Here is a 19089-nt window from a genome sequence, read left to right as displayed (position 1 = left end):
GCGTAGAAAGCAGTGTTCAGACCGCACCGAATCCTCTGGCAGGATTCCCGGAACTCAATCCCTCAGGAAAGAGGTGTGGTTATGTCTGCACGTAGAAAGATGAGCAATCGGGGGCGTCGAACCCGGGTCTCACTGGTCGCGGCGGTGGTGGCCGCAGCGGGGGTCTTAGCTGGAGGTTCGGCCGCACTGGCCGGGGTCTTCACGGGCGAGCGGACGACGGTGACGGCGGCGGCCAGCGCCTCCGCGACCGAGCTCACGCCTGCAGCTGAGCCCCGACACGACGAGGCACCCAAGGCGGTGGCCTCGATACCGGCGGACGACCCGTCGAACGGTCTGGTCTACGCGGGCCTGCGGCCCGCTCCTCAGGGCGACCGCTGCCTCGGTGTCCTCAGTACGGCCGACGGGCACTGCACCCACGGCCCGGACGCGCCGCCCAAGGGCGTCGACATCAGGAAGGACACCCCACCGGTAACGTCACCGCTGCCGAGCCTCGATGCGCGGGCCGACCAATCGTCCGCCAGCCCGGCCTCAACTCCCGGACCGGGCAATGTGGTTGCCGCTCCGGCCAGCCAGTCCGTGGTCTGCGACGGCGACGGAAACACCGGCAACCGGGTCCAGGTGGTGTACGCACACGGTCCGGGCCGCAACCGGTACGCGCAGTACGCCGTCTCGTTCAAGACGTGGGCCGCCGAAGCGGACATGATCTACTCCGCCAGCGCCCAGGAGACCGGCGGCGTGCGGCACATCCGCTACGTGACCGCCGCCGACTGCACCCCGGCGGTGCTCGAAGCCGAGATCCCCGACGCGGCGCTGGCCGAGTTCAGCGCCATGAACTCCGCACTCGCGAGCAAGGGCTTCAACCGCAAGGACCGCAAGTACATGGTCTTCGCCGACGCCAACGTCTACTGCGGGATCGGCACCTTCAACGGCGACGAGCGGCCCGGCCAGGACAACCTCAGCAACTTCGGCCCGTCGTACGGCCGTTCCGACAGCGGTTGCTGGAACCCCCACACCGCCGCACACGAACTCGGGCACAACCTGGGTGCGGTGAACAACAGCGCGCCCAACACCAGTCGCGGCGCACACTGCACCGACGAGTGGGACATCATGTGCTACTCGGACACCCCGTACTACCCGGCGATGCGCACCGTCTGCCCGGATCAGGGACACGACCTGCGGCTGGACTGCAACCACGACGACTACTTCAACACCAACCCGAAACCAGGCAGCTATCTTGCCACCCACTGGAACATCGCCAACAACCAGTTCCTGCTGACCGGCAACGGCACCAAGCCTGACCCGAACCCCACGTCCAGCCCGAGCCCGAAGCCCAGTCCCACCGGCAGCACAGGCCCGTCCACCGGGCCGGACGTGACGGTCGGCCAACTTACGCCGGACTCCGCCGTCATCACCTGGCCGACTGTCAAATCGGCGGACTGGTACGAGGTCTTCCTCAACGGCAAGCACATGGGCTGGGTGAAGCAGCCCACCATCCGCCTGGCCAACCTGCGCCCGGACACCGACTACGCCATCGCGGTGTCGGTCCGCGACAGCGCCGGGCATGACTCCAAGCCCGGCCGCACGGTGTCCTTCCACACCCCGAAGGCCTGACGGTAGGTCATGTCGGCCGCCCGCCTCACCGCGCGGGCGGCCCCCTTCTCCGGGCTCGCTTCTCCGGAGCGGCCCCCGCCCCACCGCGTGGGGCGGCCCCTTCTCCGGCCGCTTCCCCGGAGCCCCCTTCCCCGGAGCCCGGACGGACGGTCCCACTACCGCGCAGGCACGTTCCGGACTCCCGAATTCTCCGATTGAGGAGCATCATGCATCGACGTCGCATGTCCCGCCGCAAGAAAGTGTTGATGAGCGCGACCGCTGCCGCGCTCTCCGGCGGTCTGATCGTCGGCCTCGGCGTCTTCGCCCAGGCCGACCTGGTCAACGGCACCGTAACCGCCGGCAACGGCCAGTACAGCAGCATCAACCATCGCGCCCAGCCGTCCCTGTCGGCGCAGATCAGCGGCTCCACACGGATCGGTGACAAGGTCGCGATGTCGTGCCGGACCACCGGCGATGCCGTCGAGAACAACACCCGGTGGGTCCAGTCCGACTCCTATTACATCGCCGCAGCCTTCATCAAGGAGAACACCGACAACCTGCCGGTCTGCCGTTCGACGACCACCGATCCCTCCCCGACGACGACCACCAGTACGACCGCCAAGTCACTCAAGATCAGCATGCAGAAGCAAGTCAAGGACCAGTGGTGCTGGGACGCCTCCGGCGTGACCATCGCCCACTTCTGGGGCCACACCAGCGTCAGCCAGGAGGAGTTCTGCAAACTCGCCGCCCAGGGCACCTGGGTGAACTGCAACAACCAGCCCGCGACCCTGGAGGACATGGCCAACGGCCTGGCCAGGCTGGGCCTGAGCAGCAGCGGCCGCAGCCTGTCCCGTAGCGCCTCGTTCGCCGAGTCCTCCGCCGAGGTCACCGCCGGCCGCCCGTTCGGCGTCCGGATCGGCTGGCGCAGCGGCGGCGGCCACATGAACGTCGTCTACGGATACGACACCGCCAGCAGCATGATCGCCGTCGGCGACCCCTGGCCCAGCACCCAGACCTACACCTGGTGGAACTACTCCACCTATGTGAACAACAACTCGTTCCAGTGGACCCACTCCCGCATCGGCATCCACGGCTGAGGAGACGACCGACCATGCAGATCATGCGACGCCCCGCGCGTGCGGCCGCCCGAGCGGCCGTCCTCGCCACAGCCACTCTCGCCGCCACTCAGTTCTTGAACATCTCGGCGCAGGCCGCCGACGGTGACGGCATCGCGGGCTACCAGTCCGCCCAGCAGGTCCTCCAGAGCGGTCAGGTCAAGGACACCGTCTCCCGGTTCCTGGTCGCGGCGCGGCAGGCCGGCACCCCCGCGGCCGCCGACGGCGGCACCGTCGGCACCCCCGGGAACGCGCCGGGCGCCGTCGCCGCGCCGCCCCGGTTCGATCTCAAGGACCCGGTGCCGATGTTCGAGCTCAGCCCCGAGTTCGTCGCCGGCAAGAGCCAGGCGAGCCCGCAGACCGCGCTGCGGCTCTCCTACCTGGCCGCCCGGGTCACCGCCTCCGACGGCCACCAGGCCGCCGTGCTGCTCGCGCCCCAGAACAACGGCCAGAGCAACGCGGCCCCGGACAAGAACGGCGTCCAGAACATCGGCGCCGAGGGCTGGCAGCTGGCCGGCATCCGGGACGGGGACGCCGAGGTCAGCCTCGCCGAACGCGGCACCGCCCAGGCCCGCACCTTCACCGAGCCGCAGATCCACGCCTGGTACCGGCTCACCGCCGAGGGCATGGTCGAGCCGCTCAACGACGAGGCGACCACCGGCCTCCAAGGCAAGGCCGGCATCCCCCTCGCCGACTACCAGAAGCTGGTCAACACTCGCTACGGCGACAAGCTGCCCGGCTCGGAGTACGACCGCAAGGGCCTGGCCGGCGGATTTGCCGGCCTGACGGACGGCCAGCCACAGCAGGTCACCACCACGGCCGCAGAGCCGACGGCCGATCCCGACTGGCGGCCCGCCGCCATCACCGGGGTTGCGGCCCTGGCCGCGATCGCCGGCGCCACCTGGTACCAGCGCCGCCGGCGGACCTCCACCACCCGCTGACGCACCCCCGAACGCCCGGCGCCGGCCCACCGAATTCACTGCACCGGCGCCGGGCGCCAACGGCGGAACGAGCCCGGGCATCGCAGCTGCCGGGCCCGGGCTCGATCCCAAGGACCCGGTCGGCCGGGCAAGAGCGCACCTACGCGACGGTGCCCTCGCCTGTCCAAACCCTCGCCTCCCGGGTGACGGCCGAAGACGGCCACCACGCCGCTGCCCTACCGCCCCGCAACCGCAGGACCGGACCTGGCAACCAGCCGGCATCCGTGGCGGCGACGCCGAGGTTGGCCACAACGAGAGCGCCACCGCTCAGGCCCCCGGTGTTCGCCGAATCCCAGTCCACGCGCGGTCTCCCTCACCACGGATGGCACCGTCGAACCGGTCAACCAGGAAGCCACCACCAGCCTCGGCTGCAAGCACCTCCTCACCGGCGGATTCGGCTCTGCAGCCGCCGCGGCACCCACACAGCCGCAAGGCCCGTCGACGCTCACTCGTCAGCGTCGGTGCCGCAGTTCTGGCTGCCGACGTCGGCATCGCCGCTCTCCGGACCGCCGTCGCACGCACCGAGTCGAAGAGCGTCCGTCTCCATGCTCACGCAGTCTCCCCTCACATAACGAAAGGGCCCGCCCCGTTGACTCAGACGCTCATTGGGCCGACACACAATGACACCGGCATGGCTGACCCGGCGTCGGATCCCGCGCCCGTCTTCGTGGACAAGTCGGGCACCCGCGGCCGCCGGCTGCGCGGCCTTGGCTGGCTGCTCGCTCTGGTGGCCACCATGCTTGCGGCCGCCGCGACCAGCAGCATCGTCGGTCTGCAGTCGCAGGCACCCGAAATCCGCATCCCGCCACAGCCCCCGGGCGCCCTCGCGGCGCGTGCCGCGAGCCCGTCGGCAGCCCCGCCCACCGCGCCATCCTCTCCGGCAGCAAGCCCGACCGCGCCCGCGCGCAGCGATCCGTCCACCACGCCACCCTCGCCCGCAGCAAGCTCGCCCACTCCCGCGCGCAGCACGCCGTCCACCACTGCCCCCTCGGGTCAGCCAAGCAGAACCGCCCGCGCCACCACCAGCCCGGACGGGCACTCCAAGAACCCCAAGCCCAAGCACGACTGATCCGCGGAACCCGCCCGGCCCCCCAAGGAACCCCATGTCCCGCCATCAGCGACCCCGGCAGTCGATCGTTCGACCGCGCCGGCTCGCCGCGCCGCCCCTGCGTTTCTTCCTGCCGATCACCCTGTTGGTCTGCCTGCTGGCCCTCCTGGTGCTGCGCGGTCTCGCGACCAACGAGGCCTTCCATGACGAGCGGGTGGCCGTCTCGGTGGACAAGAGCACGGTGCCGACCAACCTGCTGAACGGCGGACCGATCGTCGACGCCCGCGGAACGCTCAACAACCAACCGGTGAGCTACCAGGTGCCGGACCACACGGTGGTCCTGACCTTCGACGACGGCCCGGATCCGAAGTGGACACCCCAGATCCTGGACCTGCTGGCGGCCCGTCACATCCACGCCTCGTTCTTCATCACGGGCGCGATGGCATCCCGCAACCCCGAGCTGATCCGTCGGATCGTCGCCGGGGGCCACGAGATCGGCGTGCACACCTTCACCCACCCCGACCTCACCCAGCAGTCTGACGCCGGGCTGGCCTGGGAGCTCGGGCAGACGCAGCTCGCACTGGCCGGCGTCGCCGGCGTGCACAGCTCGCTGTTCCGCCCGCCGTACTCGTCCACCGTCGACGCTCTGGACGACTGGAACTACCCGGTGGTGAAAAAGGTCGGTGCCCGCGGCTACCTGACGGCGTTCATCGACTCCGACACCGAGGACTGGCAGCGCCCGGGTGTCCCCGCCATCGTCAAGGCGGCGATGCCCAAGCAACCCGGAAAGGGCGAAATGATCCTGATGCACGACGCGGGCGGCGACCGCTCGGAGACGGTGACCGCGCTCAGCCAGATCATCGACGAACTCCAGACGCAGAACTACCACTTCGCCACCATCTCCGAGTCTCTCGGCGCCTCCAGCGCGACCGTCCCGGTGCACGGCTACCAGCTGTGGGCGGGCAAGGCGTTCATCTGGCTCACCGGCCTATCGGTCGTACTGCTTCCCTGGCTGGTCGATCTGCTGGCCTTCGTCGGCGTCCTGGTTTTCGCCCGGTTCGCCTTGATGATGGTGCTGGCCACCCGCCACGCCCGGCAGCGGCGGCGTCCCGACTTCGCCTGGGGTCAACCGGTCTCCCGACCGGCCACCGTGCTGGTGCCCGCCTACAACGAGCGGGAGTGCATCGCCAACACCCTGAACTCCCTTGCCGTCAGTGACCATCCGATCGAGGTCATCGTCATCGACGACGGCTCCACCGATGACACCGCGGACATCGTCGAGGAACTGGCCCTGCCGAACGTACGCCTCATCCGGCAGCCCAACAGCGGCAAGTCCTGTGCCCTCAACACCGGTATCGCCAACGCCTCACATGACCTCATCGTGATGATGGACGGAGACACCGTCTTCGAGCCCTCCACCGTCCGCGAGCTGATCCAGCCCTTTGCCGACCCCTCCGTGGGAGCAGTCGCCGGAAACGCCAAGGTCGGCAACCGCGACACGCTGATCGGCGCCTGGCAGCACATCGAGTACGTCATGGGCTTCAACCTCGACCGCCGCATGTACGACACCCTCAACGTCATGCCAACCATCCCCGGCGCGGTCGGCGCGTTCCGCCGCGAGCCGCTGGTGCACATCGGCGGAATGAGCGACGACACTCTGGCCGAGGACACCGACGTCACCATGGCAATGCTCTGCGAAGGCTGGCGGGTCGTCTACGCCGAGCGCGCGCGTGCGTGGACGGAAGCCCCCGGCAGCATGCAGCAGCTCTGGTCGCAGCGCTACCGCTGGAGCTACGGCACCATGCAGGCGATGTGGAAACACCGCCACGCCGTCCGCAGCCGCGGCCCGGCCAGCCGGTTCGGGCGACTCGGCCTGCCGATGGTGGTGCTGTACTCAGTGCTCGCCCCGCTACTGGCTCCACTGATCGACCTGTTCCTGTTGTACGGCGTGCTGTTCGTCGACGCCCCGCGCACCCTCACCGCCTGGGCCGCCGTCCTGCTCGTCCAGATCGCGCTGGCCTGGTACGCGTTCCGGCTCGACGGGGAAAAGCCCGGATATCTCATCACCCTGCCGATCCAGCAGGTGGTCTACCGCCAACTGATGTACCTGGTACTGCTGCAGTCCTCGATCACCGCGGTGACCGGCGGCCGCCTGCGCTGGCACAAGCTGCGCCGCACCGGCGAGGTCGCCGCACCGATGGGGGCCTGACGTGAACAGCGACACCCTCAACCTGCGCATCCCGCCCGCCTTCGTCCCCAGGCCCGAACCCCAAGCGTCGGCGTCGGCTGGCCGCACACAGGGCCGCGACCGCTACCTGGACCTGCTGCGCGCCATTGCCCTGGTCCGGGTCGTGGTCTACCACAACTTCAGCTGGACCTGGCTGCCGCTGGTCTTCCCGTCCATGGGCGTGATGTTCGCGCTGGCCGGCTCGCTGATGGCCCGTTCACTCAGCCGCCCCCCGCTCGACGTGATCCGGGGGCGTCTGCGCCGGCTGTTGCCGCCGATGTGGCTGTTCGGCGTGATCGTCGTCGCCGCGCAGATCCTCGACGGCTGGGGCCCGAACTCCGAAGGACACCCGGCGTGGTGGTGGGGGAAGCTGGCGTTCTGGATCCTGCCGCTGAGCACGCCGCCCTACGCCGCGCACCTGAACGGCTTCAACCACCATCTCGTGCCGAACTGGGCCGAACAGGTCGTCGTACCGCTGTGGTACCTGCGCGCCTACCTCTGGTTCGTGCTGCTCTCCCCGCTGGCGCTGCGAGCCCTACGGCGGATGCCGTGGCTGACGGCGCTCACCCCACTGGCGCTGTCGCTCGTCCTCAACTCGGGGCTGTTCAGCCAGCAAGGGCGGATCTGGGAGACCGTCATCGACTTCACCACCTTCGGCTCCTGCTGGATGCTGGGCATGGCCCACCAAGAGGGGCTGCTGAAGCGGATACCGCGGTACCTCGTCCCGTCTACCGCCCCGCTGATCATGCTGGCCGGCCTCTGGTACCTGAACATCCAGCCGTTCGACCCCAGCCAGCCCACCGACCTCGACGGCGTGCCGATCGCCCAGGCCGTCTGGTCGTTCGGCTACGTCGCCATGCTGCTGCACCTCAGCCCGTCGTGGGAACAGTGGCCCAAGCCGCTGGAACGCTGGAATGGTCTGATCAGCCTGCTCAACGCCCGCGCGGTCAGCGTCTACCTGTGGCACGCGCTGGTGCTCTCCCTCCCGCTGACCGACCCGCTCTGGGGGGTGTCCTTCGTCTACCAGAACGCCCAGTGGCTGCTGACCAGCCAGTGGCTCCCGCTGATGACCGGCATACCGCTGATCGGGCTGTTCGTGCTCTCCTTCGGCTGGATGGAGGACCTTGCCGCAAAACGGTCGCTGCGGCTGTTCCCCTGGCCCCGCCGCCCACGCGGCAGACGTCGCGCCGCATAAGAAGCCAACGCGCGACCAATCCCGCTCTGTCCGAGGGGTGCTTCCGGGAACTCTCCACCGTCTGACGCGGTCGCCCACACGATCATGTTGTCGCAGCCCGCCCCGGCCGCCGCCTTCGCCCCACCGGGCGACGACCAAGGGCGGGATCCGGTCGGGAAGCGGCCCGGCCGCCGCGTCGGGCAGCGCTCGGCGCCACCGCCTCCATCAGGGACAGAAGCGCGGCTCACGGACCTGGCCACCACCCGAAAGATCATCGCGGAGGTCACGCCGGCAGGAACCGAATCCGAACCACCCGAGACGAACACTACCTACCAGGCCATCGTGAACGCTTTCAACCAGAACCCCGACCAGGCATTCCGGGTACGCGAGCTGCACGAACTCCTCGGCATGCCCACCGACGAGGCGTCCGTCAACATCACCCGCAGCCGCCTCGGACGCCTCACTCGCCAAGGCTTCCTCACCCAACCCGGACGAGGGCGCTACAAGAAACGGACTTAACGTCCACTCAGTCGAGACAGAACTCGTTGCCCTCGACGTCCTGCATCACGAGGCACGACTCGTTGTAGCCGTCGGCACGCAGGAGCCGCACGCGCACCGCGCCGAGCGCGACCAGTCGTGCGCATTCGGCCTCAAGTGCGGTGAGGCGCTCCTCACCCACGAGCCCGGTGCCGACCCGCACGTCAAGATGCAGCCGGTTCTTGACGACCTTGCCTTCGGGAACGCGCTGGAAGAACAGTCGTGGGCCCGCACCCGAAGGATCAATGCACGCGAACGCCGAACCCTGACGCTCAGGCGGCAGTGCGCGGTCGAAATCGCCCCAAGTGGCGAACCCCTCCGGTGGCGGCGGTACGACGTACCCCAACACCTCGCACCAGAAACGAGCGACGCGCTCAGGTTCCGCGCAGTCGAAGGTGACCTGGATCTGCTTGATCGACGCCATCGGTCCATCATAGAGGCGGGGTCTTTCGTCGTCTCCCCGGGCCCGGCCCGGGGCCCCGCTTGGTCGCGGGATGGTCTGGTGTGCTGCTCGATGCCACGTCAGTCGTGGGGCCAGGGTTGCCGCATGGTTCAGGGGTGGGTGGATTCCGGCAGGCCGCTCGCACGGCCGGACCAGGTGTCGTTGGGGGTCCTGGTCGCGGCGGTGCCGCGTTCAAGGTCGACGAGGCCGCGGCGGTGTGCGGGGTGGCCGAGCAAGGCCGGGGTGGCACGCTCCCTCCGCACGTGACCGCCTATCCGACGATGGCGCTGTGCCTGTTCTCCGACGAGGGCGCCGAGGAGGTCGCGCGGAAGGTCAGCGGGTCGCTGTCGGAATTCGGCGTGTGGGACGCCGGGTGGGAGCCGCCGACGTCGTCGGGGATCACTCAGGCGCGCAGGCAGCTGGGTCGCGACGTGCTGCGGGAGACGTTCTACCGGGTCGCCGAGCCGGTTGCCACCGGCGAGACCCGCGGCGCGTGGCTTCGCGGATGGCGGCTGATGGCCATCGACGGGTTCGAACTCGACGTCCCCGACTCGGCCGAGAACGCGGCCGAGTTCGGCTACGCCGGCAACGACCAGTCCCGTTCCGCCCTTCCCAAGGCCCGGGTTGTGGCTGTCGTCGAGTGCGGATCGCACGCCGTCATCGATGCCGAGGTCGGGCCGTGGCACCGGAGCGGGAAGACGATGGCGGCCGCGCTGCTGCCCTCGATCTCGACCGACTGGCTGCTGCTGGGCGATCGGGGCCTCTACAGCTTCGCCGTGTTCAGTGCCGCCGCCCACACCGGGGCGGCGCAGTGCTGGCGGGCACCGACGCAGCTGTCCCTGCCGGTCCTGAAGGTCCTGTCCGACGGTACGTACCTGTCGGCTCTGGTCGATCCTGCCCTGCGCGGCTGGGAGCGGGAGGAACAGCTGCGGGTGGCGAAATCCGGCGCGAAGCCCGATCCGGCCGCAGCCCACGTCGTCCGGGTCGTCGAGTATGACGTCCCCGACCGCGACGGCGGGGAACCGGTCTGCCTGATCACCACGGTCACCGATCCGGAGGCCGCGACGGCGGCCGAACTGGCGGACGCCTACCACCGGCGATGGGAGGAGGAGCCCGCGACCGGCCGGTTGAAGACCGTCCTGCGCGGCCCGGGAACGGTGCTGCGGTCCAAGAGCCCGGACCTGGTCCACCAGGAGATCTGGGCCCACCTGCTGGTCCAGTACGCGATCAGCTCCCTGGTCTGCCAGGCCGCGACCGGTGCTGGCATCGACCCCGACCGGATCGGCTTCGTCAGGACCCTCAACATCGTCCGCCGCACCGCCACCGGTACGGCGGCCCTTTCCCCCTGATCGGTGGGACACGGTCGGGGCGGATGTCCTCACCGCGCTCGCGGCACGCCGAAAGCGCAACCCGGCGGGCCGCCGCCGCTCCTACCCGCGCGTCGTCAAGCGGGCCCGCCACAACTCCTACCCCCGGTCTTCCCCGGCCTGCCGACCTTCTCCTGCCGCTAGGCGCTCCACTCGCCCGGACCCCTGCTGCGGCGAGGCCGGCCTGTGGGGGATCGGTTCCACGCCGTGGTGCGCCGTCAGGTTCCGAGCTGTGCGGCGGTGCGGGTGAGTCGCTTCTCGATGTCCTCCAGGGCGCGCAGGACGGAGGCCTGTTCCTCGTCGGTGGTGTCGCCGACGGTGGCGTCTTCGAGCTCGCGCCACAGCTGCTCGACTTCCTTGCGCAGCGCGTGACTGGCGGTGGTGGCCTCGATGAGGGAGGCGCGTCTGTCGTCGACGCAGGGTGAGCGGCGGACGAAGCCGGCGTGTTCGAGGCGTCGGATGGTGCGGGTCATGGTTGCGGCGTCGGAGTCGAGCAGTCGGACGAGGTCGACCTGTCGCTGCGGTCCGAGTTCCCACAGCTGCATCATCACCAGCTCCTGGCCGGGGTGCAGGCCGACGCGGCGCAGGAGGTGTCCGGCGATCATGCGGTGGGTGCGGGCCACCCGGAAGATCGCGTGACTGATGGGTCCTCCTTCGGCGGCCGCGGGCAGGGGGATGGCCGCGTCTGCCGAGGCCGGGGAGCGGCCCTCGCTGCCGGCTGCGGACTCCGTCATGGTCTGACACTCCCGTTTCCTGGTGAATATTGCCCGAGCAGGATATCTCCTCCCGCCCCGTGGGGTGCTCGCGGTCCCCCCTCTCACCTTCCCTGCGCGCACAGGCCCGACGCCGACGGATCCTGGATCGCCGTGATGGGCGTCACATCGTTTGCGGAATGCCATCGGAGGGTTTTACTGTTCGAACAGGTAATTCCGTCGGGTCGCACCAGGGCCCGCCAACAGAGGCCGCCACCGGCCGCTGCAGCACCCACTGCCTGAAGGGCTTGATCATGACCACCGCTTTCGATCCGATCGTCCTGGGCGGCCGCCGCCTGTCCAGCCGCGTCGTGATGGCGCCGATGACCCGCAGCCGCGCCTTCGGGCCCGGCGCCGAACCGACGGAGCTGATGGCGACGTACTACGCGCAGCGCGCCACCGCCGGCCTGATCGTCACCGAGGGCATCCAGCCCTCGACGGTCGGCCAGGGCTATCCCGACACCCCCGGGCTGCACACGTCCGGGCAGGTGGCGGCGTGGCGGACGGTGACCGACGCCGTGCACCGCGAGGGCGGGGTGATCTTCGCGCAGTTGATGCACACCGGCCGGATCGGCCACCCCAGCCTGCTGCCCGAGGGCCTGGTGCCGGTGGGTCCGTCGGCGGTGGCCGCCAAGGGCCAGGTCTTCACCCACGAGGGGCCGAAGGAGTACGTGACGCCGAAGGAGCTGAGCGAGGCGGAGATCCGGCAGACCGTCGACGACTTCGCCGCCGCGGCCCGCAACGCGATCGAGGCCGGGTTCGACGGCGTGGAGCTCCACGGCGCCAACGGCTACCTGATCCACCAGTTCCTGGCACCGAACAGCAACCGGCGCACCGACGCCTGGGGCGGCGAGGCCGAGGGCCGGATCCGCTTCGCCGTCGAGGTCGTCACGGCCGTGGCCGAGGCGGTCGGCGGCCACCGGGTGGGCCTGCGGCTCTCACCCGGGAACCCGTACAACGACATCGCCGAGGACAACCCGGCCGAGGTGTACGAGGCGCTGCTGGGGCGGATCGCCGGCCTGGACCTGGCCTACCTGCACCTGTTGGAGGGCCCGGACCGCGACCTGACCAACCGGCTGCGCAAGGCCTGGCCCGGCACGTTCGTCCTCAACCCCTTCACCTACCCGGAGGTCACCGGGCCCGAGGCGCTGAAGATGGTCGAGGACGGAGCTGTGGACATGGTCGCCTACGGTGCGCTGTTCCTGGCCAACCCCGACCTGCCGGCCCGGCTGGCGGCCGGTGGCCCGTTCAACACGCCGGACCCGGCCACCTTCTACGGCGGCGACCACCGCGGCTACACCGACTACCCCACCCTCGTCGCCTGACCGGGGCCCGCGCGGCCCGGGCTTCACGGCCTGCCGCCGGGACGTCCCGCCCCCATCACGCCACTCTGGTGACGCAGATCGTTTCCCGCCCGTGTCTTCCCCTCCTGGAGTTCCGATGTCCAACGCGATCACATACTCGAGCTACGGCGGCCCGGACGTGCTCACCCTGACCGAGGTCGACGCGCCCGAGCCGGGCCCGGGCCAGGTCCGGATCAGTGTCCGGGCGGCCTCCGTCAACCCGATCGACCTGAAGATCCGCTCCGGCAGGATGGCCGGCGCCCGCCCGGCGCAGTTCCCGGTGCGGCCGGGCCTGGACGTGGCCGGCGTCGTCGACCAGGCCGGCGAAGGTGCGACCGCCTCGGTCGGCGACGAGGTCTTCGGCGTCGCCCTGGGCGGCGGCTACAGCGAGTACGCGCTGCTGCGGCAGCCGGTGCCGAAGCCGACGGGGGTCTCCTTCGAAACGGCTGCCGCCCTGGTGACGGTGGGTGAGACCGCCTACCGCGGCCTGCACCAGCTGGGCGTGGCGGCGGGGGAGACCCTGCTGATCCACGGCGGGGGCGGATCCGTCGGCACGATCGCGGTCCAGCTCGCCGTCGCCCGTGGCATCGCCGTCGTCGCCACCGCCGGCGAGCACGACCTCGAGCGGCTCACCGCGCTCGGCGCCACCGCCGTCCGGTACGGCGAGGGCTGGGTGGAGCGGGTGAGGACGGCCGCACCACAGGGTGTGGACCGCGTTTTCGACACCTCCGGCGCGGGCGTGCTCGCCGACTCCGCCGCGCTGACCGGCGATGCGGCCCGGGTGATCACCATCGCCGACATGACCGCCGCCCAGCACGGGGTCCGCTTCAGCAGTGGCGGCCCCGCCGACCGCGTCGAGCAGGCGCTGCCGGAGCTGGCCGCCCTCGCCGCCGCCGGCAGGCTCGACCTCCCGATCGGTGCCGGCTACCCGCTGGCCGAGGCCGCCCGCGCCCACGCCGATATCGAGGCCCGCCGTGTCCGCGGCAAGGTCATCCTGTTGCCCTGACCGGGACCGCCGTCCCACCCGCCCCTTCACCTCATGCGGGTCCGCGCACCGCTGCCCGCACGCGAACAGATCCGCTCCGGGTGGCAGCAGCACACTCATCCGCGAGCCGGGCCACCGGGTGATGCGGCCGCCGAGCCCGGATCACCCTGCGCGGTCAGAACCAGTGCAGGCAGTGCGGGGAGCGCTCGGCGCGGAAGAGGGCGTCGGCGCGGGCGGCCGCGCCCGGGCGGTGGGCCCGGATGTGTCCGGCCCGCACGAGCGTGCTCGGGGCGGTGCCGCCGAGGTAGACCGAGCCCAGGTCGCTGACGTCCAGGGACAGGTCGGGCTCCCGGTCCGTCGGAACGCAGTCGGCCTTGCCGTCCCGGACGGTCAGCAGGTAGCGGCCGTGCTCGCCGAGGAACGGGTCGTCGACGTCCAGGACGAGCTCGCCGTCCGTGAACCAGCCGCGCGCGGTCAGCGCACCCGGGACGTCCAGCAGCCGCACCCAGAGCCAGTCGGTGTCGTTGCTCACCTCGGCGGCGCGGAAGTCCGCGAGCTGCCAGCGCAGCGGGTGCTCGGGCGGGACGTGCTTGAAGACGACCCGAGCGACCAGGTCGTGTCCGAGCAGGAAGCGGGCCAGGGCCGTGAAGACGGCGTCATCGGCGGCGATGATCTCGTCGACGGTCAAGGTCTCGGACTCGCCGAGAGAGTAGCTGGCGTACCCGTCCGGGGCGCCGTCGGCGTCCCGGTGGACGGCGATGTAGCGCGGCGCCGGAGAGATCGGGGGCTGGCCTGCGCCCGAGGACCACCAGCGGTGCGGCCGCGACAGCGCGCCGGGCTGTGCGCGACGGTACCGGTCGTAGACCTCCTCCAGGATCTCGCCGCACTCGGCACGCCGCAGCACCTCGACCGAGCCGGTGTCCGAGCCGCCTGCAGGGGCGTCGGCCGCTCCGCGCGCCCGGGGAAGAGCGAACGCGGCCCGGTGGCGCGCCACCGTGAGTCGGGCCGTGTAGGTCGCCGGTCCGTAGCCGAACCTGCGGTAGATCAGGGCCTCGGAGGCCAGCAGGACGGAGAGGAACTCCCCGCGCGCCCGCAGCGCCGTCAGCTGATGCCGCATCATCGCGGTGAGCACGCCCTGGCGTCGGTGCGAGGGCAGGACGCCGACGGCGGTCACCCCGGCGGCCGGGACGAGGGTCCCACCTGGCAGGGTGAGCTCGAAGGAGTACGCACCGGCGGTGCCGACGGGCCGCCCGTCCGCCGTCACGGCGAGCAGACTGCGGTCCATCTCGTACGCCGACCAGAAGACCCCGCCGCCGTCCTCGGCCGGGGTCTCCGGGAAGCGCCCGAACGCGGCGTGGACGGTGTCGACGAAGACGTCGAGGTCCTGATCGGTCGTGGGACGGATGTCCATCGCTGCCGCTGCCTCCCCTGAATACCGGCACCACGACTCGTGGTGTCCCGCCACAGTGCAGCGTCGACCCGCGGCCAGGTCAACCGAATTACGGCCGGGCCTGCGGCCGGTCACAGCACCCCTCAGCGGGGGCGGCATGGCTGATGACGATCTCACCTGCTCCGGCCGGGGCGGGCGCGATTGCGCCGCCTCGGCTGGGCTCGGCCCGGGGTAGGTGGCCCCCTTGTGGCGCCGGGTGGCGCCATGTGGCACCACCTGGCGCCATTCCGCGCTATCGGATGCGCATGAGCACGGCTGGCGCCACCATGGCGCGAGCCGCCCTCATCGCGTTTTCGCAGGTCAGGGCGCCCAGACTAGGGTCCGTCCCGCGAATGGCGCCACCGGGTCTTGCGTATGGTGCCACGGTGGTGCCATGATGGCGTCATGGACCTCACTCCGTATGTCGACACCCTCCGCCGCGAACTCGCGGTGGCCGCCGAGGCCGGCGGCGACGAAGCTCGCGAGCTGGCCGACCGACTCACCGCTCCCCTGGAGTCGGCGACCCGGCTGACCATGCTCAACGTGCTCTCCGCCGCGATGGACGAGATCACCCGCGAACTCGCCCCCGGCTCGGTCGACGTACGGCTGCGCGGGCTCGACCCCGACTTCGTGGTGACACTGCCGCCCACCGACGGCGGCGCCCCCGCGGAGCCGGCCGCGTCCGTCGAACCGCTCAAGGCCTCGACTCCGGCCGACGGCGACGAGGGCGGCACCGCCCGCGTCAACCTGCGTCTGCCGGCCAACCTCAAGGCCCGCGCCGAGGAGACCGCGGCCCGCGAGGGCCTGTCCGTCAACTCGTGGCTGGTCCGGGCCGTCTCGGCCGCGGTTGACGGCGACACCCGGCCGCGTGCGACGGAGAAGACCCAGAGCATCGGACGGAGCATCACGGGCTGGGTGCGCTAGCCGCATCCCGCCCGCACGAACCATCACCCCACACCACGTCCCACCAGCGGGGACGCCCCGAAGACCCAAGAGGACGGGACAGCCATGCCTTCTTTCGACACTCCCGAACCGATCTCGGCCACGGCGCACGTGGAGGCCGGTTCCATCCGATTCGCCGCGGGCGACCGCCTCGACACCGTCGTCGAGGTGCGGCCCCGCGATCCGAAGAAGGACCAGGACGTCCGCGCGGCCGACCAGACCGAGGTCACGTACACGGGCGGTGTCCTGACCGTCAGGACCCCCAAGCAGCGCTATCTGATCGGCCGCACCGGCACCGTCGACGTGACGGTCGAACTGCCCACGGGCTCGCGCATCGACATGACCGGCGCCTGGGCACAGGTGCTCGGCGAGGGCCGGCTCGGCGAGGTCCGCGTGAAGACCTCCTCCGGCGACGTCCGCCTCGACACCACCGGCCCGCTGCACCTCACCGCCTCCCACGGCTCGATCACCGTGGACCAGGTCGAGGGCATGGCCGAGATCACCACCAGCTCCGGCAGCCTGCGTGTCGGCCTCCTCGACGGCCCCGCCGTCCTGAAGAACTCGCACGGCACCACGACCGTCGGCGCCGCGACCGGCGAGCTGCGGGTGAGCGGCGCCAACGGCGACATCGAGATCCGGCGCGCCGAGGACTCGGTCACCGCCACCACCGCCCACGGCACCCTTCGCGTGTACGAAGTGGCCCGTGGCACCGTCCAGTTGGAGACCTCGTACGGTGCCATCGAGGTCGGCATCCGCGAGGGCACCGCCGCCTGGCTCGACGTCAGCTCCGGCTCCGGTCAGGTGCGCAACACGCTCACCGCGTCCGAGGCCCCGGAAGCGACCGAGGACACCGTCAAGGTCCGCGCCCGCACCCGGTACGGCAACATCGACATCCTCCGCGCCAAGGTCTGACCCTCGAAGTATCGGCGTCAACCCACCGGCTCCGCCGGCCACTTCGACCACTTCGGCCACCTCAACCACTTCAGCCTTCGAACGGGAGGGCTTCATGCCTTCATTTGTCATGCCCACATCCAGCCGGGGTGGCGGTCACCCGTCGCCGGCCGCCATCTCCGCCGTCGGTCTTCGTAAGTCCTATGGCGACAAGACCGTTCTCGACGGTGTCGATCTGTTCATCCCGGCGGGGTCGGTGTTCGCGCTGCTCGGGCCGAACGGCGCGGGCAAGACCACCGTGGTGAAGATCCTGTCCACGCTGATCTCCGCGGACGGCGGGCAGGCCCGGGTCGCGGGCCACGACGTCGCCACCGACCCGCAGGCCGTGCGCGCCGCGATCGGTGTCACCGGGCAGTTCTCCGCCGTCGACGGGCTGATCACCGGCGAGGAGAACATGCTGCTCATGGCGGACCTGCACCACCTGTCCAGGCGGGAGGGGCGGCGCACCGCCGCCGAGCTGCTGGAACGCTTCGACCTGACGGAGGCGGCGAGGAAGCCCGCCTCCACCTACTCCGGCGGCATGAAACGCCGCCTGGACATCGCGATGACCCTGGTCGGCGACCCGCGGATCATCTTCCTCGACGAGCCGACCACCGGCCTCGACCCCCGCTCCCGGCACACCATGTGGCAGATCATCCGCGGGCTCGTCACCGACGGCGTCACCGTCCTGCTCACCACCCAGTACCTGGACGAGGCCGACGAACTCGCCGACCGCATCGCCGTCCTCAACGACGGCAGGATCGCCGCCGAAGGCACCGCCGACGAACTCAAACGCCTCGTCCCCGGCGGCCACGTCCGACTGCGCTTCACCGACCCGACCGCCTACCGCAACGCCACCCTCGCCCTGCACGACGCCACCCGCGACGACGACGCACTGACACTCCAGATCCCCAACGACGGCAGCCAACGCCAACTGCGCGCCGTCCTCGACCGACTGGACACGGCCGGCATCGACGCGGACGAACTCACCGTCCACACCCCCGACCTCGACGACGTCTTCTTCGCCCTCACCACCGGCACCGACCCCCAACCCCGCATCCCCAACCAGCCCACGGAGGCCGCACGATGAGCTCCCTCACCCTCGCCGCACGCGACTCCTCCACCATGCTGCGCCGCAACCTCCTGCACGCCCGGCGCTACCCCTCCCTCACCCTGAACCTGCTGCTCACCCCGATCATGCTGCTGCTGCTCTTCGTCTACATCTTCGGCGACACGATGAGCGCCGGCCTCGCCGGCGGCAGCCCGAACCGCGCCGCCTACATCGCCTACGTCGTCCCGGGCCTGCTGCTGATGACCATCGGCAGCACCGTCGTCGGCACCGCGGTCTCCGTCTCCAACGACATGACCGAGGGCATCATCGCCCGCTTCCGCACCATGGCGATCCACCGCCCCTCGGTCCTCGTCGGGCACGTCGCCTCCAGCGTGCTGCAGTCCGTCGCCAGCGTGCTCCTCGTCGGCGCCGTCGCCGTGGCCATCGGCTTCCGCTCCACCCACGCCACCGCCCTGGAGTGGCTCGCCGCCCTCGGACTGCTCGTGCTGTTCGCCCTGGCCCTCACCTGGATCGCCGTCGGCATGGGCCTGATCAGTCCCAACGCCGAGGCGGCCAGCAACAACGCGATGCCGCTGATCCTGCTGCCACTGCTGTCCAGCGCCTTCACCCCGATCCACTCCATGCCCGGCTGGTTCCAGCCCATCGCCGAGTACCAGCCGTTCACCCCCGCCATCGAAACCCTCCGCGGCCTGCTGCTCGGCACCGAGATCGGCCACAACGGCTGGCTCGCCATCGCCTGGTGCCTCGCCCTCACCGCACTCGGCTACCGCTGGTCCACCGCCACCTTCAACCGCGACCCGAAGTAACCACCACCAACACCACCCCACCCCGCCCCACCCCAGGACGGCGTACCCCGACACCACATCGGCGTACGCCGCCCACCGGCATTCCCAGCCGAATCCGTCAATGGCCGGGAGCTTGTGGCTCCACTTCACCGCTCAGACGTCGTGCGCACAGGTTCGTGGTCCGACCGGCGGTGTCCGGCCCTGAGTGACCGAGCACGCCGAGGTCATTGCCGTCCACGCCGAGAAGTGTCGGCGGGCTGCCTGAAACCGGCCGGCCGCCGACGCCTGTCCGCACGGCTGCGCCGGAGCCCCGCATCGAGTAGCGATCTAGCATGAAAGGTGAGGCTTCATTTCCAGGCCCGCGCCGCAGC

At 70.6% G+C, this 19089-nt stretch carries 18 protein-coding genes; 14 read left to right on the top strand and 4 right to left on the bottom strand.

Annotation, left to right across the window (positions count from 1 at the left end):
- Positions 1-81: 81 nt before the first annotated feature.
- From OG871_RS06855 to OG871_RS06825, 7 genes are all read left to right on the top strand, one after another.
- On the top strand, positions 82-1611 hold the full coding sequence (locus tag OG871_RS06855) for a fibronectin type III domain-containing protein (RefSeq protein WP_371495014.1): 1530 nt from the start codon (positions 82-84) through the stop codon (positions 1609-1611).
- A gap of 245 nt (positions 1612-1856) precedes the next feature.
- Positions 1857-2687 carry a papain-like cysteine protease family protein gene (locus tag OG871_RS06850; RefSeq protein WP_371495012.1) on the top strand — a complete coding sequence of 277 codons (831 nt, stop codon included), beginning with the start codon at positions 1857-1859 and terminating at the stop codon, positions 2685-2687.
- A gap of 14 nt (positions 2688-2701) precedes the next feature.
- On the top strand, positions 2702-3646 hold the full coding sequence (locus tag OG871_RS06845; RefSeq protein ID WP_371495010.1) for a hypothetical protein: 945 nt from the start codon (positions 2702-2704) through the stop codon (positions 3644-3646).
- A gap of 670 nt (positions 3647-4316) precedes the next feature.
- The gene (locus OG871_RS06840; protein WP_371495008.1) at positions 4317-4754 is read left to right on the top strand and encodes a hypothetical protein; all 438 of its coding nucleotides are present in this window, start codon (positions 4317-4319) and stop codon (positions 4752-4754) included.
- Positions 4755-4788: 34 nt separating this feature from the next.
- Positions 4789-6942, top strand: coding sequence for a bifunctional polysaccharide deacetylase/glycosyltransferase family 2 protein (locus OG871_RS06835; RefSeq protein WP_371495006.1), 2154 nt, complete (start codon positions 4789-4791; stop codon positions 6940-6942).
- Between the two features lies 1 nt (position 6943).
- Positions 6944-8155 (top strand): acyltransferase, encoded by a 1212-nt coding sequence (locus tag OG871_RS06830; RefSeq protein WP_371495004.1) that lies wholly within the window; start codon positions 6944-6946, stop codon positions 8153-8155.
- A gap of 84 nt (positions 8156-8239) precedes the next feature.
- Positions 8240-8653, top strand: coding sequence for a hypothetical protein (locus OG871_RS06825; protein WP_371495003.1), 414 nt, complete (start codon positions 8240-8242; stop codon positions 8651-8653).
- Between the two features lie 7 nt (positions 8654-8660).
- Here the strand turns inward: OG871_RS06825 and OG871_RS06820 are convergent, their stop codons facing one another.
- Positions 8661-9095, bottom strand: coding sequence for a VOC family protein (locus OG871_RS06820; protein ID WP_371495001.1), 435 nt, complete (start codon positions 9093-9095; stop codon positions 8661-8663).
- A 128-nt stretch (positions 9096-9223) separates the two neighbouring features.
- Entirely contained in the window at positions 9224-9376 is a 153-nt protein-coding gene (locus OG871_RS06815; RefSeq protein ID WP_371503532.1) for a hypothetical protein, read from the bottom strand.
- Between OG871_RS06815 and OG871_RS06810 the strand changes: the two genes are divergently transcribed.
- Positions 9329-10462 carry an IS4 family transposase gene (locus tag OG871_RS06810; protein WP_371503232.1) on the top strand — a complete coding sequence of 378 codons (1134 nt, stop codon included), beginning with the start codon at positions 9329-9331 and terminating at the stop codon, positions 10460-10462. The genes OG871_RS06815 and OG871_RS06810 overlap by 48 nt on opposite strands.
- Before the next feature lie 236 nt (positions 10463-10698).
- On the opposite strand, the gene OG871_RS06805 is transcribed toward OG871_RS06810, so the two are convergent.
- Positions 10699-11214, bottom strand: coding sequence for a MarR family winged helix-turn-helix transcriptional regulator (locus OG871_RS06805; RefSeq protein WP_371494999.1), 516 nt, complete (start codon positions 11212-11214; stop codon positions 10699-10701).
- Between the two features lie 272 nt (positions 11215-11486).
- Between OG871_RS06805 and OG871_RS06800 the strand changes: the two genes are divergently transcribed.
- Both OG871_RS06800 and OG871_RS06795 read left to right on the top strand, forming a co-directional pair.
- A complete protein-coding gene (locus OG871_RS06800) occupies positions 11487-12557 on the top strand; it encodes an alkene reductase (protein ID WP_371494997.1) in 1071 nt (356 codons plus the stop codon).
- Between the two features lie 115 nt (positions 12558-12672).
- Entirely contained in the window at positions 12673-13581 is a 909-nt protein-coding gene (locus OG871_RS06795; RefSeq protein ID WP_371494995.1) for a zinc-binding alcohol dehydrogenase family protein, read from the top strand.
- Between the two features lie 154 nt (positions 13582-13735).
- On the opposite strand, the gene OG871_RS06790 is transcribed toward OG871_RS06795, so the two are convergent.
- A complete protein-coding gene (locus OG871_RS06790) occupies positions 13736-14971 on the bottom strand; it encodes a GNAT family N-acetyltransferase (RefSeq protein ID WP_371494993.1) in 1236 nt (411 codons plus the stop codon).
- Between the two features lie 423 nt (positions 14972-15394).
- On the opposite strand from OG871_RS06790, the gene OG871_RS06785 reads away from it, so the two are divergent.
- The 4 genes from OG871_RS06785 (at position 15395) to OG871_RS06770 (ending at position 18739) form a co-directional block, all read left to right on the top strand.
- Positions 15395-15913 (top strand): hypothetical protein, encoded by a 519-nt coding sequence (locus tag OG871_RS06785; RefSeq protein WP_371494991.1) that lies wholly within the window; start codon positions 15395-15397, stop codon positions 15911-15913.
- 84 nt (positions 15914-15997) lie between these two features.
- Positions 15998-16843 carry a DUF4097 domain-containing protein gene (locus OG871_RS06780; protein WP_371494989.1) on the top strand — a complete coding sequence of 282 codons (846 nt, stop codon included), beginning with the start codon at positions 15998-16000 and terminating at the stop codon, positions 16841-16843.
- A 109-nt stretch (positions 16844-16952) separates the two neighbouring features.
- Positions 16953-17951: an ATP-binding cassette domain-containing protein gene (locus OG871_RS06775; protein WP_371494987.1), complete on the top strand. Its 999-nt coding sequence runs from the start codon at positions 16953-16955 to the stop codon at positions 17949-17951.
- Positions 17948-18739 (top strand): ABC transporter permease, encoded by a 792-nt coding sequence (locus tag OG871_RS06770; RefSeq protein WP_371494985.1) that lies wholly within the window; start codon positions 17948-17950, stop codon positions 18737-18739. The genes OG871_RS06775 and OG871_RS06770 overlap by 4 nt, the downstream gene beginning before the upstream one ends.
- Positions 18740-19089 lie beyond the last annotated feature (350 nt).

Origin of the sequence: Kitasatospora sp. NBC_00374, assembly GCF_041434935.1 — a bacterium.
Taxonomy (GTDB): domain Bacteria; phylum Actinomycetota; class Actinomycetes; order Streptomycetales; family Streptomycetaceae; genus Kitasatospora.
The sequence above is the reverse complement of the archived record's forward strand: the minus strand, read 5'-3'. Positions and strand labels throughout refer to the sequence as shown.

What these genes read in the sequence shown, in the direction of transcription:
- OG871_RS06855 (WP_371495014.1), top strand. Translation starts at nt 82, where the DNA reads ATGTCTGCACGTAGAAAGATGAGCAATCGGGGGCGTCGAACCCGGGTC.
- OG871_RS06850 (WP_371495012.1), top strand. Translation starts at nt 1,857, where the DNA reads ATGAGCGCGACCGCTGCCGCGCTCTCCGGCGGTCTGATCGTCGGCCTC.
- OG871_RS06845 (WP_371495010.1), top strand. Translation starts at nt 2,702, where the DNA reads ATGCAGATCATGCGACGCCCCGCGCGTGCGGCCGCCCGAGCGGCCGTC.
- OG871_RS06840 (WP_371495008.1), top strand. Translation starts at nt 4,317, where the DNA reads ATGGCTGACCCGGCGTCGGATCCCGCGCCCGTCTTCGTGGACAAGTCG.
- OG871_RS06835 (WP_371495006.1), top strand. Translation starts at nt 4,789, where the DNA reads ATGTCCCGCCATCAGCGACCCCGGCAGTCGATCGTTCGACCGCGCCGG.
- OG871_RS06825 (WP_371495003.1), top strand. Translation starts at nt 8,240, where the DNA reads ATGTTGTCGCAGCCCGCCCCGGCCGCCGCCTTCGCCCCACCGGGCGAC.
- OG871_RS06820 (WP_371495001.1), bottom strand. Translation starts at nt 9,095, where the DNA reads ATGGCGTCGATCAAGCAGATCCAGGTCACCTTCGACTGCGCGGAACCT.
- OG871_RS06805 (WP_371494999.1), bottom strand. Translation starts at nt 11,214, where the DNA reads ATGACGGAGTCCGCAGCCGGCAGCGAGGGCCGCTCCCCGGCCTCGGCA.
- OG871_RS06800 (WP_371494997.1), top strand. Translation starts at nt 11,487, where the DNA reads ATGACCACCGCTTTCGATCCGATCGTCCTGGGCGGCCGCCGCCTGTCC.
- OG871_RS06795 (WP_371494995.1), top strand. Translation starts at nt 12,673, where the DNA reads ATGTCCAACGCGATCACATACTCGAGCTACGGCGGCCCGGACGTGCTC.
- OG871_RS06790 (WP_371494993.1), bottom strand. Translation starts at nt 14,971, where the DNA reads ATGGACATCCGTCCCACGACCGATCAGGACCTCGACGTCTTCGTCGAC.
- OG871_RS06785 (WP_371494991.1), top strand. Translation starts at nt 15,395, where the DNA reads ATGGACCTCACTCCGTATGTCGACACCCTCCGCCGCGAACTCGCGGTG.
- OG871_RS06780 (WP_371494989.1), top strand. Translation starts at nt 15,998, where the DNA reads ATGCCTTCTTTCGACACTCCCGAACCGATCTCGGCCACGGCGCACGTG.
- OG871_RS06775 (WP_371494987.1), top strand. Translation starts at nt 16,953, where the DNA reads ATGCCCACATCCAGCCGGGGTGGCGGTCACCCGTCGCCGGCCGCCATC.
- OG871_RS06770 (WP_371494985.1), top strand. Translation starts at nt 17,948, where the DNA reads ATGAGCTCCCTCACCCTCGCCGCACGCGACTCCTCCACCATGCTGCGC.